Below are 15,785 nucleotides of genomic sequence, written 5' to 3'. Positions count from 1 at the left end.
GGAGGAATCCGCGCTCCGGAGGGCAAGATTTGGTGCGCCGGGCCAGCTCCGGCATGTCACCTGCGGGAGGAGAAAGCCGTGAATCCGTCAGACACTGCGTCGCAATATGAGGCGCTGACCCCCAGCACATTGCCGTCCCGTCTGGGCGGGCTGAGCCTTTTGACCAGCCGCGTCGGCCCCCCGACAGCTGGCAGGTCGAAGAGGTCGGCGATGGCAACCTGAACCTCGTTTTCATCCTGCGCGGCGCTTTGGGCGCGGCGATTGTGAAACAGGCGCTGCCCTATGTGCGGCTGGTGGGCGAATCCTGGCCCTTGCCGCTGAAACGCAGCTTTTTTGAATATAACGCCCTGATCCGGCAAGAGGCGCGCGACCCCGGCGCGGTGCCCGAAGTCTGGCATTTCGACGAGGCGCAGGCCATTGTCGTGATGGAATTCCTTTCCCCGCATATCATCCTGCGCCATGGGCTGATCCAGGGCAAACGCTATAACGGGCTGGGCGAAAGGCTGGGCGAGTTTTGCGCGCGCACGCTGTTCCGGGGCTCGGATCTCTCGATGAAACCGGCCGCGAAAAAGGCCGATATGGCGCTGTTTGCAGGCAATGTCGAACTTTGCGACATCACGGAAAACCTTGTCTTTTCCGACCCCTACTTCGATGCAAAGCTGAACCATCATACGCCCGGGCTGGAGGGCCCCATTGCCCGTATCCAGGCCGATCTGCCCCTGAAAGTCGCGGTACAACATCTGAAAATGGGTTTCACCGCCCAGGCCGAAACCATGCTTCACGGGGATCTTCATACCGGCTCGATCATGGTTTCAGACGACGACATTCGCGTCATCGACCCGGAATTCGCCACCTATGGCCCGATCGGCTTTGATGTGGGCATGCTTATCTCGAACTTTCTGATGGCCTATATGGCGCAGCCCGGGCATGAGACCGGCGCGGGCACACGGGCGGAGTATCAGGACTGGCTGCTGTCGGTCACCGCCAATGTCTGGACCGCGTTCGAGGCAGAATTCACCCGGCTCTGGCGCGAGGAACGCACCGGCATCCTCTACCAGGCCACGCTGTATGAGGATCAGGGCCACGGCCTGGCGAGCGAGATCGCGCGGGCGGAACGGCTTGGCATGATCTGGCGTGACGCGCTTGGCTTCTGCGGTGTCGAGATGCATCGCCGCATTCTCGGCCTCGCCCATAACGCCGATTTCGAACGGATCAGCGACGAGGCCACCCGCGCCGGCTGCGAGGCCCGTGCCCTCGCGCTTGGCACCGCACTGATCCATGGCCGCAATGGCCTGACCGGAATTCCTGCCGTGCTTGACCTCGCGCGGCGCATCAGCCTGGAGAACCACCTGTGAAAATCAATGGCAAACCCTACCGCTCCATCTGGCGCGAGGCGTCAGGTCAGGTGATGATCATCGACCAGCGCTGGCTGCCGCATGAATTGCGCATCGTGCCGCTGACCACGCGCGACGAATATGCCGTCGCGATCCGCGATATGTGGGTGCGTGGCGCGCCGCTGATCGGGTCGACAGCGGCTTATGGCGTGGCCGATCAGATGGCGCGGAACCCCTCAGACGCCTCGCTTTCCGAGACCTGGGAGGTTTTGCACGAAACCCGCCCTACCGCGATCAACCTGCGTTGGGCGCTGGATGAGATGGACCGCGTTCTGCGCCCTCTGGCCCCTGAGGCCCGCGCGGCGGCAGCCGCGAAACGCGCCGATGAGATCGCCGATGAAGATGTCGAGATCAACCGTCGCATCGGCGAACACGGCCTCGCGCTGATCCGCGAGATCGCAGCCAGGAAACCGGGGCAAACCGTCAATATCCTGACCCATTGCAACGCGGGCTGGCCCGCAACGGTCGACTGGGGCACCGCGACCTCGCCGATCTATCACGCGGTCGAGGCAGGCATTCCGGTGCATGTTTTTGTCGATGAGACCCGCCCCCGCAACCAGGGCGCACAGCTGACCGCATGGGAGCTGAATTCGGCGGGCGTCAGCCATGATCTGATCGTCGACAATGCCGGCGGCCATCTGATGCAGCATGGCGAGGTCGATCTGGTGATCGTCGGCACCGACCGCACCACGGCGCAGGGCGATGTCTGCAACAAGATCGGAACCTACCTCAAGGCGCTGGCGGCAAAGGCCAATGGCGTGCCGTTCTATGTCGCGCTGCCCTCGCCGACCATCGACTGGACGGTGGTCGATGGCGTGAAAGAGATCCCGATCGAAGAGCGTTCCGATACCGAGGTCACCCATGTTCAGGGCAAGGACGCCTCGGGCAGGATCATCCAGGTGCAGATCAGCCCCGATGGCACGGGCGGGCGCAACCCGGCCTTTGACGTGACACCGGCGGCGCTGGTGACGGGCCTGATCACCGAGCGCGGCGTGGTCGCCGCCGATGCGGCAGCGATGGAGGCAATGTTCGGCGATCTGAAATCAGCCGCGCTGAAACGCTGAATCAGCCTGGCGCGGGGTTACAGCTCCTGCGCCAGCAAAGCCTCGGCCACGGTCAGGCCAGTGACGAGATGGGTGGCATAACCGCCCCGGATCGCCGCCATTGTCGCCGCGACCTTGTCATGGCCCGGCGTCACCAGAATGCCCATCTCAAGCCCGGTCAGGCGCTCAAGCGGGATGCCGATCATGCGGTCTTCCATCGGGCCGGGGATCGCGCGGCCTGCCGCATCGACAAACCGGCCGCAGATCACCCCCACCGCACCATTGCGGGTGTAATGCGCCAGGTCCTCAGTCGTGGCGAGGCCGCTAGACACGATATGGCTGTCTTCGCTGGCCGTCCCAACCGAAAACAAAAGCTTGTTCAGCTTTTCGATCTCAGCGAGCTGCACCCGCAGGATCGGCTCGGCCCGCAGCGCGCGGGCGAGATCCGCGCTCGACAGGATCGCCGGGGCGTGGAGGTTGAGACAGCGCGCCCCCAGCCTTTGCGCCAGCCGGGTCGAACAGGCTTCGGCGGTAAAGCCGTAAGGCGTGGCCATCGAGCCGACCAGCTGCAACACGGTCATCTCTTCGGTGCGGGTGATCTCCAGCGCCTCGGCAAGATCATAGACGGTGCGCCCCCAGGCCACGCCCAGATTGTCGCCCGGCGCCAGCAGATCCGGCAGCCAGAGCGCCGCGCCCTTCACCACCCGGCGAAAGGCATCCTCGACGCTGGCGCCCTCATCGGGCACCACATAGGCCGCTTTCAGCCCGAAGCGGCGGCAGAGATCCGAAGCCAGCCGATGCGTGGTAAAAGCAGGCGCCGCCAGCGTGATACGGATCAGCTCGCGCTCGCGCGCCTCCTGCAGGTAATTCACCACTGTCGCACGGGAAATCCCCAGCGTCTCGGCAATATCCTTCTGGTTCAGCCCCTCGTGATAATAGAGCCAGGCAACCTCGATCACGGCATTCTCGCCGCTGACCTGGCCGATTGTGCGCCGCCTGGCTGTGCTGTTCACCTCTGGCCTCATTCAACGTTTGACAGGTATATTTGACATTTGTAGACAATGCCGGATGATCGTGCAATTGCCTTTGGACAGGCTGCTATTACGGATCCACCGGGGAGGGTGCAAATGAGAACGAATCTCTGGAATGAGACCGAGGCGCGGGCATTGCAGGAGGCGGCGGGGTCTGACCCGGCGGCGCGGGAACTCGCACTCAGGGTCTATTCCTCGCGCATCATCGGGCGCGACCCGGATATGGTGATGCATGGCGGCGGCAATACCTCGATGAAGGCTGAGGCCGTCGATGTTTACGGCGATACGGTTGATGTACTGCATGTGAAGGGCTCGGGCTGGGATCTTGAGACCATCCAGGCCGCGGGTCTGCCCGCCGTGCGCATGGCGCCACTGGCACGGCTGCGCGGCCTGACTGCGCTGTCGGACGAAGCGATGGTCGATGTGCAGCGCGCCAATCTGATGGACAGCACCGGCCCGAACCCTTCGGTCGAGACGCTGCTCCACGCCTGGATCCCGCATAAATATGTCGATCACACCCATGCGACCGCCTTCCTGACGCTGGCAAACCTGCCCGAAGTCGAGGCCGCCACGCGCGAGATTTTCGGCGACCGGCTGACGCTTCTGCCCTATATCATGCCGGGCTTTGCTTTGGCGAAAGCGGCGGCAGATGCCTATGACCGCAATCCCGAAGCCGAAGGGCTTTTGCTGATCAATCACGGCCATTTCACCTGGGGGCCGGGGGCGAAAGCTTCTTACGACCGGCTGATTTCTCATACGAATGAGGTCGAGGCCTGGCTCGCGCAGCGCCGCCCCGGCCCGGTCTATCCGGGCGCAGCCTTGCCGCCGCCGCAACTGGCGCAGACGCTGGCATCTCTGCGCGGCGCGCTGGCCTCCTGCCTGCCCGAGGCGGCAGGCCTGCCGGTTCTCGACCTGCGCGCCGATGATGCGGTCCGCGCCTTTACGCTGCGCGACGACCTCGCCGCGCTTGCGAAACGCGGCGTGGCGACCCCGGATCACGTCATCCGCACCAAGGGCCATCCGCTGGTGATCACCCCTGAGATCCTTGCAGGCGGGCCGGAGGCGCTGCGCCAGGCGGTGGCGGATTTCGCTGCAGATTACGCGGGTTATTTCGACCGCCAGGCGCCGCTTGCCGCAACACCAAAGACCATGCTCTCGCCGATGCCCGGCCTTGCATGGATCGAGGGCGAAGGCGTCGTCGGTATCGGCGCCACTGCCGCAGCGGCGCGGATTGCCGGCGATATCGGCAGCCAGACCACCCGCGTAATGGCAGATGGCGAGCGGCTTGGCGGGTTCTATCCGATCGGCGAGCGCGACCTTTTCGAGATGGAATACTGGTCGCTGGAACAGGCCAAGCTGGGCAAGGGCAAGCCGCCGCGCTTTCAGGGCAAGGTGGTGCTGGTCACCGGCGGCGCGGGGGCGATTGGCCTTGCCACCGCGCGGGCCTTCGCGGCGGAAGGCGCTGCGATCTTCCTTGTCGACCGCGACGAGGCGCAGCTTGACGGCGCGCTGAAGGCGCTTGGCCGCGATCATGGCGGCATTGCCTGTGACATCACCGCCAAAGGCGCGGCAGAGATCGCGGTTCAGGCCTGTGTGGCGCGCTTCGGCGGGCTGGATATCTTGGTCTCCAATGCAGGCGCTGCGATCACAGGTGAGATTGCGACCCTGCCCGACGACACGCTGCGGCAAAGTTTCGAGCTGAATTTCTTTGCGCATCAGGCTTTTGCCCAGGCGGCGGTCGCGGTGTTCCGCGCCCAGACCGCCGCGCGCGGCACCCGCGGCGCGGGCGATGCCGGGCAGATCCTGATCAATGTCTCGAAACAGGCGGTGAATCCGGGCAAAAACTTCGGCGCTTATGGCCTGCCCAAGGCCACCACCTTCTTCCTTTTGCGCCAGCTCGCGCTGGAACTCGGGGCCGAGGGCATCCGCGTGAACGGGATCAATGCCGACCGCATCCGCTCGGGCCTTTTGACCGGCGAGATGATCGCGGCGCGGTCCGCCGCGCGGGGGCTGGATGAGGCAAGTTATATGGCTGGCAACCTGCTGGGCCGCGAGGTCGAGGCCGGCCATGTAGCCCAGGCCTTCACCGCGCTGGCAGCATCGGCCCGCACCACCGCGCATGTGATGACGGTGGATGGCGGCAATATCGAAGCGGCGCTGCGCTGACGAAAAGCGCGCGGCGGGGCCTAGCCCTCGCCGCGCCGCGGACGCTGCGCAAAGACACTGGCCAGCGCCAAAAGCCCCGATCCGACCATCAGGAACACCGAAACCGCATTCAGGACCGGCGTCGAGCCGACTTTGACCATGCGGTCATACATGGTGATGGTCAGCGGCGCGTCCGATCCGACCAGCATCAGCGTTGTGTTGAAATTCTCGAAGGACACAAGGAAAGCGACCACAAAGCCGGAAAACAGCGCCGGGGTAAGGTATGGCAGCGTCACTGTCCCCAGCACCCTGACACGCGAGGCGCCAAGGTTCAGCGCCGCCTCTTCCAGCGCGATGTCGAATTTGCGCAGCCGGGCCGAGATCACCAGCGTGGTGATCGTCACGAGGAAAGAAAGCTGCCCCAGGATCACCAGCAACACGCCGGGGCGCAGGAAATCCCATTCCCACCAGAAGGCATCGCTGACGCCATTGGCGATCATGCTGGAAAACACCAGGATCGAGATACCGAGGATCACGCCCGGGATCACCAGCGGCACGATCATCAGCACGTAAAGCGCACTTTTGAACGGGAAGCTCTTCCGTTCGAACAAGAACGCATTGCAGGTGCCGATCACGACCGCCAGGCCCGAGACGATCAGCCCGATCCAGAGCGAGTTGATCAGCCCCGCCATCAGACGGCGGTCATGGAAAAGGCCGATCACCGGCTCTTCACGCCCGAAAAACCAGTCGAGCGTGAATCCCTTCCAGGGAAGCGCGGGGAATTGCGAGTCGTTGAAGGCAAAGATCGCGGCGGCGACCAGCGGCGCGGCGAGGTAAAAGAAAAACGCCAGCATATAGCCGATATAGAGACCACGCATCAGACCGGAGCGGGGGGCGGCAACGTTCATCTGCTCACTCCTTCGCCACGGTCGAGGCAAGGTTCTGCCCTGTCAGCCGCAACCCCAGCCAGACCACGCCTGAGGTAAAGACCAGCAAAAGCACGCCGAAGGTCGCGCCGGATTCCCAGTTATAGCGGGTGACGAATTGCTCGTAGATCTGCTCGGTGAACCACATGGAGTTTTTGCCGCCCAGAAGGATCGGCGTCAGATAGCTGCCCGCCGCCAGCATGAAGGTGATGATGCAGCCCGCGACGATCCCCGGTATGGCAAAGGGAATGACGATGCGACGAAACACGGTGATCCGGCTGCCGCCGAGATTGTAACCGGCCTCAAGCAGCGCATTGTCCATCCCGTCCAGCGTCGAGACCAGCGGCACGATCATGAACAGGACCACCGTATAGACCATGCCGATCACGACGGTGATGTCATTGTACAAAAGCTCGACCGGGCCCGAACTCAGCCCCGCCCATTGCAGCGCGCCCGAGATGATCCCGGTCTCGCGCAGCAACAGGATCCAGCCGAAAGCGCGCACCAGATCCGACACCCAGAGTGGGATCAGGCACATCAGGAACAAGGCCGCGCGCGACCGCTGCCGTGCGATTTTCGCGATATACCAGGCGACCGGAAAGCCGATGAACAGCGCAAGGATCGTGACCAGCACCGAGATCCAGGCGGTGCGCAACAGCGTGTTCCAGTAGATCGGCTCGCGGAAGAAATCGAGGTAATTGCCGAAGCCGAACGCATATTCGCGGGGCCCGAGTTTCTCGCGCAGGCTAAGCCAGCCGACACCGATCTGCGGCAGGATGATCAATAGGATGATCCACAGCGCAAAGGGCGTGAACAACAGGATCAGCGTCAGCCGGCTGGCGTCAGAGCTTTTCATCCCTCACCCCGCCTCTGGCGCCGGGAAGGCCAGCGCATGCGTTGGGCGGAAACTGGCGGTCACGCTGTCCCCGCGCGCGACCGGGGTGGTGGCATCCATCACGCCTTGGGCAATCTCGATCAGCCGCTCGCCACTGCGCAACAGGATCCGCGAATTGGCGCCATTGAACAAAAGGCTGTCGACGGTGCCGGAGACATGGTTCGCCCCTTCGATCGGGGCAAGAGACAGCGTTTCGGGGCGGATGAACACCTCGGCGCGGCTGCCAGCGGCCAGGGTCGCGCCCGGACGGGCAATAATCTCCGGTCCCTGGTCCAGCGCGATCCGCGCCTCGTCGCCACTGACCCCGGTCACCCGGCCAGCCCAGCGATTGGTGTCGCCGACAAAGCCCGCCACAAAGCCCGAGCCGGGCTGGTTATACAATTCCTTCGGTGTGCCGATCTGCTCGAACCGACCGGCATTCATCACCGCGACAGTGTCGGACATCACCAGCGCTTCGGACTGGTCATGGGTGATGTAGAGGAAGGTCGTGTTGAACTGATGCTGCAAGAGCTTCAGCTCGATCTTCATCTGCTCGCGCAGTTTCAGATCCAGCGCACCAAGCGGTTCATCCAGCAAAAGGACATCCGGCTCCAGCACCATGCAACGCGCGATGGCGATGCGCTGCTTTTGCCCGCCCGAAAGCTGCGCGACCTGCTTTTCCGCAACCCCCGGCAGCCCGATCCGCGCCAGCACATCCTCGACCTTGCGCGCGATCTCAGAGCGGCTCTCGCCCCGGCACTTCAGGCCGTAAGCGATGTTCTCACCGACATTCATCATCGGAAACAGCGCCAGATGCTGGAACACCATTTTGACCGAACGCCTGTTCGGCGGCACGTCGAGCACCGATTTGCCCTTGATGCGGATATCGCCGGAATCCGGTGTCTCGAACCCCGCGATCATCCGCATCAGCGTGGTCTTGCCACAGCCCGATGGCCCGAGGATCGAAAAGAAAGACCCGCGCGGCACGGTGAAAGAGACATCGTTCACCGCCCTGTGGCGACCAAAAACCCTGGTCAGGTTCACACATTCCAGATCATGCATAGGGGGCTCGTGACAGGTAAATGGCGGCGGGGACAGGCGGGGATACGCCTGTCCCGGTGTCATAAGGGGGCGCTCAGTTCCCCGAAGCGGCTTTGATACGCTCCAGCACCTTGCCTTCGATATCTTCCAGCCCCGGAGGGATATTGGCGAAGAACTTCATATTCGCGATGGCCGCATCGTCAAAGGCCAGCTTGACCGCAGCCTTCTTCGCCTCGGGGAGGAGCTCGATCCCGCCCTCGACTGCAGCAATCGCGCCGGTCGAATCCGACATGATGGTCACAATCTCCGGGCGCATCACGAAATTGATCCACTTATAGGCGGCGTCATCGGCGCGGCCCTTGGCCGGGATCACAAAAGTGTCGATCCAGGTCAGCGCGCCCGAGGCCGGCGGCACATAGACCAGGTTCTGGTTCTCGCCATAAAGTTTGAACGCGGTGGAATCCCAGGATTCGGACGCCACAACCTCACCCGACAGCAAGAGCGTCGAGAGGTCGTCGCCGCCATTCCAATAGGTCTTGATCACCGATTTACAGGCGATCATCTTATCGGCCACCTTGTCGAGCATCTCGCTATAGGCCGTCGTGTCATTATACAGCGCGAAAGGATCATAGCCGAGCGAGAAGCCCATCCCCAGAAGGATCGTCCGGCGCAGGCGCATCGAGGTCTTGCCCTTGTGTTCCTCTTTGCACAGGTCGGACCAGTCCTTCACATCCGCCGCTTTGGTCACATCGACCACAAGGCCCGAAGTGCCCCATTGATGCGGCACGGCGTAGACAGCGCCGTCGATGGTGGTATTGGCTTTGACCGCCTCCAGCAGATTGGCCTGCATCTTGCCGGTCTCGATCTGCGTCAGATCCAGTGGCTTGTAGATCTCGAACTCGCTTTGCGCCGCAAAGATGCGGTCATGGCTGGGCTGCGCAAGATCGAAGCCCGCGCCGCCGGTCGCGCGCAATTTGGCAACCATTTCCTCATTGTTGGAAAGCGTCACCTCGACCTTGATATCGGGATATTCTTTCTCAAACAGCGCGATCACATTGTCGGGCGCATAGCCGCCCCAGGTCAGGAGACGCAGCGTCTCGGCCTGGGCTGCGCCGATGCAAAGGGCGGTGGCGCAGGCGGACGCGGCAAGCAGCCGTGCAATCAGGGTTGTCCTGGCAGTCATTGTTCACTCCCTATGTTGATCCGGCAGGGCATCTCTGGCCCCGCTCGTGTTTTATAAGCTCTAACTATGTGGCCCGGCGTGACAGCGGCTAAGGTCCACTTTCGATGAAACATGAGGCCGCTTTCGCCAGCCCGCGCCGCAGCCTCAGAGATCCGATATGTCTGACATCTGCCAGGCCGATTTCGCCAGCCATTCCGGGGCGATTTCCACCCCCAGCCGGGCCGGTCACTGACGGTGACGCGACCCGCATCGACCCGGTAGGGGTCTTCGGTGTAAAGCCCATATTGCCAGGGGTAGTAATCCGGCCCCTCGATCGAGAATTCGAGATACTTTCCCGCGCCTTCGATGGCACGGAGAAGATGCATCGTGAACAGCGTCACCAAGCCCTGATTGGCGGCATGGGGGGTGACCGGCAGGCCCGCCGCGCGCGCCATTTCGCAGACCCTGAGCGTGCGGCTGATGCCGCCCAGATAAAGAATATCGGGCTGCACGATATCGACCACGCGGCCCTGGATCATCTGCCGCCAGACCGGCATCTCGCAATCCTGCTCGCCGCCGGTGACGGCAATGGGTTTCGCCGCCAGCGCGCGGGTGACTTCGGCGGTCTGGTCCAGCTCCCAGTAAAGGCAGGGTTCCTCGAAATGCTCGATCCCGTTGTCCAGAAGGATATCCGCAACCTCGATGGCGCGCTTCGGCGAAAAGCCGGAATTGGCATCGACCAGCAGCGCGGCGTCAGACCCGAGCGCGCGGCGGATGGTCGGAATGATCTCCTCCGTCCTTCCCGGCCATTCGTCGACGTCATGGCCATATTCGGCGGCGATGCGGAACTTGAAGGCGTCAAAGCCGAATTCGCCCTGAAGGCGGCGGAACCGCTCGGCCTCCTGCGAGGGCGTGATGTCGCGTTTCATCGACGAGGCGTAGCAGCGCAATGGCCCCGGGCTGCCGCCGATCAGGGCACAGACCGGCAGACCGGCCTGCTTGCCGCGCAGATCCCAGAGCGCGGTGTCAAACCCGCCAATGGCGCGCTTCAGATACGAGCCGGGGAATTTATGCTCGCGCTCGAACACTTTGTCGGTCAGCGCATCCAGATCGTCAAACTCCACCCCCAGCACCCAGGGCGCCACCTGGCGGTGCAGAACCTGGGCGGTGATATCGGAATGATAGGTCGAGACCTGGCCCCAGCCGGTGGCGCCACTGGCATCGGTGATCCGGACAAAACCGATATAGCGCGACGAAAAGGTCTCGATGCGGGTGATCTTCACGGGGTCGGTCCTCTCTTAAGGCTGGCCTCTTGCAGCGGGCCTCTCTGTCGCGACAAGATTGCCCCGGGCCAGGTGCGTCGGATAAGGTCCACTTTCGAAATTGTCGGAAGCCGGTTGCCGCCGGTCGACCGTGGGAAGGGGCAAGGATTTGGTCAAACGCTCATCGGGAGAGTTGCTCTTCGGTCTGCGCATCGACCGCAGCCTGCAGGCCTCGATCACCTTGCAGGTCTGTGCGGCTTTGCGTGGGCTGATCCTTGCGGGTGACCTGTCGCCGGGGCGGCGCCTGCCGTCAAGCCGCAGCCTCGCTCAGGATCTCGATATTTCGCGCACGACGGCTGTGGCAGTCTATGACCGGCTTTTGTCCGAAGGGCTGATCGAGGCGCGGACCGGATCGGGGTCCTACGTTTCGGCCCAGGTCGGGGCGGGGCTGCCGCAGGGGATCATCGGCGTCGAGCCGCCGCCGGAGGCCCGCACGGCGCGGCTCTCGACCGCCATCGACACTGCGTCGCAGCGCTTTCACCAGCGCCTTCCACATCCGCGTCAGCCCCGCGCCTTTGTCACCGGCCTCCCCGATTTCGACAGTTTCCCGCTGGCGATCTGGGCGCGCCTTACCGCCAGCCACTGGAGATCGTCGCGCAACCACATCCTTGGCTATGCCGAACCCGAGGGCGATCCCGATCTGCGCCGCGCCATTGCCGATCACCTGCGCGCCAATCGCGGCATCGCCTGCGAGGCGGAACAGATTTTCATCACGGCGGGCGCCCAGCAGGCCTTTGACGTGATCGGCCGCGTGCTCCTGAACCCCGGCGATCCGGTCTGGTTCGAGAATCCCGGCGCCATCGGAGCCCGCAACAGCCTGATCGCCTGCGGGGCTGACATGATCCCGGTTCCGGTCGATGACGAGGGGCTGGATGTGGCCGCCGGCCTTGCCCGCGCGCCTGCGTTCCGGCTGGCCTTTGTCACGCCCTCGCATCAGCATCCGACAGGGGCCGAGATGAGCCTTGCGCGGCGCGCGGCGCTTTTGCGCGCCGCCTATGACTGCGATGGCTGGATCATCGAAGATGATTACGACGGCGAGTTTCGCTATGACGGGCGACCGCTGCCGACGCTGAAAAGCGCGGATCGTGCGGATCGGGTGATCTATGTCGGCACCTTTTCCAAGAACCTGTTTCCCGCGCTGCGGCTGGGCTTTTACATCGCGCCGCCGCCGCTGGTCGATGTCTTCTCGCATGTCTCGCGCGCCTTCCTGCAAGGCGTCTCGCCTGACAGCCAGGCGGTGCTGGCCCGTTTTATCGCCGAGGGCCATTTCGCCACCCATCTGCGCCGGATGCGCGAAATCTATGCCGCGCGCCACCTGGCCTTTGCCGAGGCCGCAGCAATCCGGCTTGACGGGCTGATGGAATTGCGCGCCTCGCCCGCCGCGGGGTTTCACCGGATCGGCACGTTCCGACATCCCGCATTGTCCGAGCCCGCCGTGGTCAGCGCCTGCGAGGCGGCGGGGCTCATCGTCTCGGGCCTTGACCGCTTTCGCTTTGGCCCTGACCCCTGCCCCGCCGGGCTGGTGCTGGGGTGACGGCGGTGCCGCCCCGCACGATCCAGCGCGGGGTCGGGGTACTCGCCTCGGTGCTCGAAGCGCAGATCGCCGGTGAAACCGGTTAACGGTCTGCGAGGATCATCGCTGCGGCGCGGTCGGCGAGCATGATCACCGGCGCGTTGATATTGCCGGAGGTGACATTCGGAAAGGCCGAGGCATCCACCACCCGCAGCCCTTCGATCCCGTAAAGCCGGAGCTTCGAATCGACTGCATTGGTTCCGTCATCCGGCCCCATCCGGCAGGTGCCGCAGGCATGGAACACGCTGCCGGCGCGGGCGCGGATATCGGCGATCAGCGCCTCTTCATCCCTGATATCCGGGCCAGGCTGCATCTCGGCCTCGATATAGCGGGCGATCTCGGGGCGTTCCGCAATGCGCCGGATCAGCCGCACCCCGTCAAGCATCTGCTCCATATCTCCCGGGGCGGAAAGGTAATCCGGCTCGATCACAGGCGGCGCATTCGGGTCGGTTGATGCCAGACTGATCCGGCCCCGGCTTTGCGGCCGGCAGGGCTGGATACCGATGAAAAACCCCGGAAACGGATCCGGCAGCGTCAGTCTCCGCCTGCCCGGCGTCGGCTTTGAATAGCTGACCGGCGAGAAATAAAGCTGCTGATCCACCCGGTCGAGCCCGGGGCGCGAGCGCACGAAGCCACCCGCTTGGTTGACCGAAATCGCCAGCGGGCCATCGCGCAGCAAAAGATACCGCAGCCCCAGCATCGCCCGGCCGAGCCAGGGTCTGAGTTGCGTGTTCAGCGTCGGCACTTTCGAGCGGAAGAGATAGTCGATCCCCAGATGGTCCTGGAGATTGGCGCCAATTGCCGGCAGATCGCGGATCACGCCCACATCCCGGCTTTGCAACAGCGCGCCCGGCCCGAGGCCGGACCGTTGCAGTATCACCGGCGACAGAACCGCGCCCGCAGACAGGATCACCTCGGCCCGCGCCGTGGCGGTCATGACCTGGCCATCCCGCGCATATTCAACGCCCGTAACCCGCCCCTCCGAAATCGTCAGGCGGTTCACAAGCGCACCAGTCTCGACCCGCAGATTGGCGCGCCGCATCGCCGGATGCAGAAAGGCGGTGGCTGCAGAAGACCGCAGCCCCCTGGCCGCGCTGATCTGGTAGATCGAGACACCTTCCTGCGTCGCGCCATTGTAATCCGGGGTCTCACTGAACCCCGCGCTTTTCGCCGCCGCCAGCCAGTCGTGGCTGAGCGGATGCACCGAAGCGCCCATTTCCCCGACCTTCACCCCGCCCGAACCACCGCGCCAGGCATCCTCGCCGCCCTCCCAGGTCTCGATCGCGCGAAAATGCGGCAGCACATCGTCCCAGCCCCAGCCGGGATTGCCATGCGCCTGCCAGTCGTCGAAATCGCTGTGCTGACCACGCACCCAGACCATCGCATTGATCGAGGAAGACCCGCCCAGCACCTTGCCGCGCGGCCAGTAAGATTGCCGCCCGGCCAGCGCCGCTTGCGGGCCGGTCCAGAAACACCAGTTCACCTTCGGATTGTAAAAGCTGTGGCCATAGCCTGCCGGCATCCGGATCATGAACCGCCGGTCACTGCCACCGGCCTCCAGAACCAGGACAGAGAACCTGCCCGAAGCGCTCAGCCGTTCCGCCAGAACCGAGCCGGCCGATCCCGCCCCGATGATGATATAGTCAAACGTAGCCATGATCCCACCGATCTGATCCCGGTCAGAGGCTTATCTCCTGCCGCGCGGTTCTGGAAAAGCCATTGCGGCGAAAAGACCGGACCATTCACCCGACCATTCCGGATTTTGCGGCCCGGCGCCCCGCGCGCCTCAGCCCGGAAGCGCGAAAGGGTTGAACCCGGTGCGGCCAAAGCCTTCAGACACTGCAGCATCATCCAACACCAGGCTGGCCAGATCATCGGCCACGGTCTCGACATCCGGGTCACGCTCGGCGCTGATCACCTTGAGATAGCCGCCACAGTCATTGCAGGCTTCGGCCCGGATCGCCGCCTCGGGCGTGTCGAAACTGAGGTAATCCAGCTGACCGGCATCACCGCAGCAGGAACATTTCGCCCGCACCATATGCCATTCGCAATCGCAGAGCGCGCAATGCAGATAACGCATCCCCTGGCGTTCGCTGGTATGGATATGGCTTGCCACCGGGTGCGAGCCGCAGATCGGGCAATATGTCGTTTCCTCATCGCCCTTCTGCGGCAAGGGCGCGGCACGGGCGGCCTGGGCCACCTCAACCGACAAGGCAGCCCAGATAAACGGAGCCAGCGCCGGGTCGACCGCGTCGAAACGGCTTTCGGCCAGGGCCAGAGCGGCTGTGATCTTGTCGGCCTCGGGCAGCGCGGCAAGCCGGTCGAGATGCGGACGGACGCCTTCGGGAACGCGCCCAATAAGCTGCGCAATCATCGTTTCAAGCCCCGGGAGCCAGCATCCCGATGCCGCGATACGGGCGGCGTCAACCGGCTCTGTTCCCGCATAATCCGCCCTGATCGCAGCCTGCTGCGCGAACGTAATCTCAGCCGCGAGGCCGAGGAAGGCCGAAAGCTCGTGCCCCTCGGCCAGAGCCCGCAGCCGCGCCGCACGGGCGGTATAAAGCGCGCCGAGATCCTCGCGCAGGATCGGGTCGAAATGGCGTGCCTCGGGGATGGGGTGGATGCTCAATGGTCGGCCTTCCCGGATTCAACTTCTTCGGCCCAGCGGTCATGATGCTGCGCCGCCCAGCGTTTCGAGACATAGCCCGTCACCATGCCGGTGATCGAGCCCCTGACCCAGATCGCAAGGTAGATATGCCCGAGGATCAGGAGGATCAGCCCGATCCCCGCCACCGAATGCGCGAGGATGGCAAGGCGCAGCACCCAGATCGGGAAATATTCCGCGAAATAGGCGCGCCACATGATCAGACCCGAGATCAGCAGCACCACGATCGAGGACATGATCAGCCAGAACAGCACCTTCTGCCCGGCATTGTATTTGCCGATCCGAAGTTTACGGGAGTGATCCCCCGCCAGCACCGGCACCACGTTTTTGAACCAGATCTTGTCTGTCCTGGCCGGCAGGTTGTGATGCATGAACCGTTTGAACATGTAGCAAAGCCCAAGGAACACCGCGATCCCGAAGAACGGGTGCAGCACCCGCGCCATCTGCGGTGATCCGAGGAAACCCGAGAGCCAGGAGAAGGTCGGGAAGAACCAGGATATCCCCGAGGTCGCGGCAAAGAAGAAGCACAGAACGATGCTCCAGTGGCAGAGCCGCTCGAGGAATTTCGTGCGCAGGATCTGGTCTTTTTTCGGTTTACCCATGACGCGC

At 63.8% G+C, this 15,785-nt stretch carries 12 protein-coding genes and 1 pseudogene; 4 read left to right on the top strand and 9 right to left on the bottom strand.

Annotation, left to right across the window (positions count from 1 at the left end; translation table 11 throughout):
- Positions 1 to 128 precede the first annotated feature (128 nt).
- Both mtnK and mtnA read left to right on the top strand, forming a co-directional pair.
- The gene (gene mtnK, locus QNO18_RS04075; RefSeq protein ID WP_349293882.1) at positions 129 to 1,355 is read left to right on the top strand and encodes an S-methyl-5-thioribose kinase; all 1,227 of its coding nucleotides are present in this window, start codon (positions 129 to 131) and stop codon (positions 1,353 to 1,355) included.
- Positions 1,352 to 2,458, top strand: coding sequence for an S-methyl-5-thioribose-1-phosphate isomerase (gene mtnA, locus QNO18_RS04070; RefSeq protein ID WP_283176645.1), 1,107 nt, complete (start codon positions 1,352 to 1,354; stop codon positions 2,456 to 2,458). Before mtnK ends, mtnA begins: the two co-directional genes overlap by 4 nt.
- 17 nt (positions 2,459 to 2,475) lie before the next feature.
- Here mtnA and QNO18_RS04065 read toward each other — a convergent pair whose 3' ends face one another.
- On the bottom strand, positions 2,476 to 3,450 hold the full coding sequence (locus QNO18_RS04065) for a sugar-binding transcriptional regulator (RefSeq protein WP_283176644.1): 975 nt from the start codon (positions 3,448 to 3,450) through the stop codon (positions 2,476 to 2,478).
- 114 nt (positions 3,451 to 3,564) lie between these two features.
- Between QNO18_RS04065 and QNO18_RS04060 the strand changes: the two genes are divergently transcribed.
- A complete protein-coding gene (locus tag QNO18_RS04060) occupies positions 3,565 to 5,634 on the top strand; it encodes a bifunctional aldolase/short-chain dehydrogenase (RefSeq protein ID WP_283176643.1) in 2,070 nt (689 codons plus the stop codon).
- 20 nt (positions 5,635 to 5,654) lie between these two features.
- On the opposite strand, the gene QNO18_RS04055 is transcribed toward QNO18_RS04060, so the two are convergent.
- The 5 genes and pseudogenes from QNO18_RS04055 to QNO18_RS04035 form a co-directional block, all read right to left on the bottom strand.
- Positions 5,655 to 6,521 (bottom strand): ABC transporter permease, encoded by an 867-nt coding sequence (locus QNO18_RS04055; protein ID WP_283176642.1) that lies wholly within the window; start codon positions 6,519 to 6,521, stop codon positions 5,655 to 5,657.
- A 4-nt stretch (positions 6,522 to 6,525) separates the two neighbouring features.
- The gene (locus QNO18_RS04050; protein ID WP_283176641.1) at positions 6,526 to 7,395 is read right to left on the bottom strand and encodes an ABC transporter permease; all 870 of its coding nucleotides are present in this window, start codon (positions 7,393 to 7,395) and stop codon (positions 6,526 to 6,528) included.
- A gap of 3 nt (positions 7,396 to 7,398) precedes the next feature.
- A complete protein-coding gene (locus tag QNO18_RS04045; protein WP_283176640.1) occupies positions 7,399 to 8,475 on the bottom strand; it encodes an ABC transporter ATP-binding protein in 1,077 nt (358 codons plus the stop codon).
- A gap of 73 nt (positions 8,476 to 8,548) precedes the next feature.
- Positions 8,549 to 9,637 (bottom strand): extracellular solute-binding protein, encoded by a 1,089-nt coding sequence (locus tag QNO18_RS04040; protein WP_283176639.1) that lies wholly within the window; start codon positions 9,635 to 9,637, stop codon positions 8,549 to 8,551.
- Positions 9,638 to 9,781: 144 nt separating this feature from the next.
- Positions 9,782 to 10,899, bottom strand: a pseudogene (locus QNO18_RS04035) (mandelate racemase/muconate lactonizing enzyme family protein).
- A gap of 148 nt (positions 10,900 to 11,047) precedes the next feature.
- Here QNO18_RS04035 and QNO18_RS04030 point away from each other — a divergent pair.
- Complete coding sequence (locus QNO18_RS04030) at positions 11,048 to 12,472, top strand: PLP-dependent aminotransferase family protein (protein ID WP_283176638.1); 1,425 nt, start codon at positions 11,048 to 11,050, stop codon at positions 12,470 to 12,472.
- Between the two features lie 82 nt (positions 12,473 to 12,554).
- Here QNO18_RS04030 and QNO18_RS04025 read toward each other — a convergent pair whose 3' ends face one another.
- The 3 genes from QNO18_RS04025 to QNO18_RS04015 form a co-directional block, all read right to left on the bottom strand.
- Positions 12,555 to 14,168 carry a GMC family oxidoreductase N-terminal domain-containing protein gene (locus QNO18_RS04025; protein WP_283176637.1) on the bottom strand — a complete coding sequence of 538 codons (1,614 nt, stop codon included), beginning with the start codon at positions 14,166 to 14,168 and terminating at the stop codon, positions 12,555 to 12,557.
- Between the two features lie 129 nt (positions 14,169 to 14,297).
- The gene (fdhE, locus tag QNO18_RS04020; protein WP_283176636.1) at positions 14,298 to 15,140 is read right to left on the bottom strand and encodes a formate dehydrogenase accessory protein FdhE; all 843 of its coding nucleotides are present in this window, start codon (positions 15,138 to 15,140) and stop codon (positions 14,298 to 14,300) included.
- Entirely contained in the window at positions 15,137 to 15,778 is a 642-nt protein-coding gene (locus QNO18_RS04015; protein ID WP_283176635.1) for a formate dehydrogenase subunit gamma, read from the bottom strand. The genes fdhE and QNO18_RS04015 overlap by 4 nt, the downstream gene beginning before the upstream one ends.
- Positions 15,779 to 15,785 lie beyond the last annotated feature (7 nt).

The organism is Gemmobacter sp. 24YEA27, from assembly GCF_030052995.1.
Taxonomy (GTDB): domain Bacteria; phylum Pseudomonadota; class Alphaproteobacteria; order Rhodobacterales; family Rhodobacteraceae; genus Pseudogemmobacter.
The sequence above is the reverse complement of the archived record's forward strand: the minus strand, read 5'-3'. Positions and strand labels throughout refer to the sequence as shown.